Below are 2,292 nucleotides of genomic sequence, written 5' to 3' on the forward strand. Positions count from 1 at the left end.
GCGCCGCTGAGTCCGGGCTCGAGGGCGGTATCGACCGCGCGCTGCAGGGCAGCGTGTGGGCGCTCGTCATCGTCGGGTTCGTGTCGGTCGCCCGCGAGGGAGTGGAGACCACGCTGCTGCTGTGGTCGATGGTGCAGGGCTTCGGGGACAAGCCCGTGTCGCTGATCGGCGCTCTCGTCGGCCTCATCGCCGCGGCGCTGCTCGGCTGGCTCATCGCCCGCGGGATGCTGCGGCTCAACCTCAGCCGCTTCTTCACGTGGACCGGCGGATTCCTCGTCATCGTCGCCGCGGGTGTGATCGCGTATGCGTTCCACGATCTGCAGGAGGGCGGCGCCCTTCCCGGCCCGTTCGGAGCCGGTGCCCCGATCGACCCGACCACGGGCGCCGTCGCGGTCGGCTGGGCCGGATTCCCCTTCGGTTGGGCCTTCGACCTGTCCGGTGTCATCGCCCCGAGCGGCGGACTCGCCGCCCTCCTCCAGGCGACCGTCGGCTTCATGCCCCAGATGACCTGGCTCCAGGTCATCGCGTGGGTCCTCTACATCGCCGTCGTCGTCCCCCTTTTCGTGCGGGGCGTGCGGGCGAACCGCCGCCCCTCCGCGGCCGCCACCGCCGCGGCCGCCACCGCCGCGGCCGCCACCGCCGCGGCCGCCACCGCCGCACCTTCCCCGACTTCGGATGCCGCGCCCGCCGTGGCATCCACCGCCCACCCGAACGGAGCATCATGAACCCGACACGCCTCCTCGCGGCCACGGCCGCGGCCGGCGCGGCCGTCCTCGTCCTCTCGGGCTGCGTCGCGAAGACCGACGCCGCCTCCGCCGGAGCCCTCACCGTCACCTCGACGGCGGACGGCTGCGACGTGTCCGCGGCGACCGCGACCAGTGGCACGCTCGCGTTCGACGTGGTGAACAAGGGCGACCAGGTCACCGAGTTCTATCTGCTCGCGTCCGACGGTCTGCGCATCGTCGGTGAGGTCGAGAACGTCGCTCCGGGGGCGTCACGCAGCCTCACCGTGACGGCGCAGCCGGGCGACTACTTCACGCTCTGCAAGCCGGGCATGGTCGGCGACGGCGTCGGCAAGGCCGGCTTCACGGTCACCGGTGACGCGGTGGCGATCGACGGCGCGGACGCCGAGCAGAAGCAGCAGGCCATCGACCTGTACGCCGCGTTCGTGAAGGACCAGGTCGGGCAGCTGCTCCCGGCGGTCCAGACGTTCGCCGGCGTCTACGAGTCCGGCGACGACGCGGCCGCGCGCGACCAGTACCCCCGCGTGCGCGCGTACTACGAGCGCATCGAGCCGATCGCCGAGGCGCTGGGCGACCTCGACCCGCGCATCGACTACCGCGAAGTCGACGCCGCCGCCGAGGGGCTGTCGTGGACCGGCTTCCACCGCATCGAGAAGGACCTGTGGGTCCCCGCGCAGGACGCGCTGAACGCCGACGGCGAGACCCCGGCCTGGAAGGACTGGGCACCGTCCACCCCCGACGAGCGCGCGACCTACGGCCAGACCCTGATCAAGGACACGCAGGAGCTGTACGACTACGTCCACTCCGACGCCTTCGAGCAGGCGCTCACCGACCAGGGCGTCGCGGGCATCTCCAACGGTGCGATCGCGCTCCTCGACGAGGTCGCGACCGGCAAGATCAGCGGCGAAGAGGACTGGTGGTCGCACACCGACCTGTACGACTTCGCCGCCAACGTCGAGGGCTCGAAGATGGCCTTCTCGCTCGTGCGCGACTTCGCCGAGTCCAAGGGCGACAAGGGTGCGTCGCTCGTCACGCGGATCGACACCGGGTACGCCGACCTCGAGGCCGCCCTGGCGAAATACGGCTCCGCGGACGCCGGCTTCGTGCCCTACACGCAGCTGACCGACGAGGACAAGCGCCAGCTCACCGACCTCATCAACGCGCTCGCCGAGCCGCTGTCGCAGCTCACCTCCACCGTCCTGGAGTGACCGTGACCGAAGAGCAGCCCGAGAAGGATGCCGATGCCGGGGTATCTCGGCGCGACCTGATCGGCCTCGCGCTCGGCGCGAGTGCCACGAGCCTCGTCGTGGGCGCCGGTGCCGGTCTGGCCGGTGGCGCCGCCTACGGGCAGACGCAGGCGCGACAGGTGATGGATGCCGTGGCCTCGACATCCGGCATCCATCAACCGGGCATCACCACCCCGGTCCAGGAGCACCTGCACTTCGCGGCGTACGACATGATGGCGCGGACGACGCGCGACGACCTCGCGTCGCTGCTGTCCGACTGGACGTATGCGGCGACGCGCATGATGCAGGGTCTCGAGGTGAGC

Annotated in this window: 3 protein-coding genes; all 3 read left to right on the plus strand. The window is 71.4% G+C overall.

Annotation, left to right across the window (positions count from 1 at the left end):
• The coding region (locus I5G_RS19585; RefSeq protein ID WP_022877212.1) for an FTR1 family protein at positions 1–725 on the plus strand (725 nt) is incomplete at its 5' end.
• Entirely contained in the window at positions 722–1,951 is a 1,230-nt protein-coding gene (gene efeO / locus I5G_RS00010; RefSeq protein WP_022877213.1) for an iron uptake system protein EfeO, read from the plus strand. The genes I5G_RS19585 and efeO, both read left to right, overlap by 4 nt.
• Positions 1,948–2,292 (plus strand): Dyp-type peroxidase domain-containing protein (locus I5G_RS00015; RefSeq protein WP_026095519.1); only part of this gene is annotated, 345 nt, incomplete at its 3' end. The genes efeO and I5G_RS00015, both read left to right, overlap by 4 nt.

The organism is Microbacterium sp. B19, assembly GCF_000333395.1.
Taxonomy (GTDB): Bacteria; Actinomycetota; Actinomycetes; order Actinomycetales; family Microbacteriaceae; genus Microbacterium.

What these genes read in the sequence shown, in the direction of transcription:
- efeO (WP_022877213.1), top strand. Translation starts at nt 722, where the DNA reads ATGAACCCGACACGCCTCCTCGCGGCCACGGCCGCGGCCGGCGCGGCC.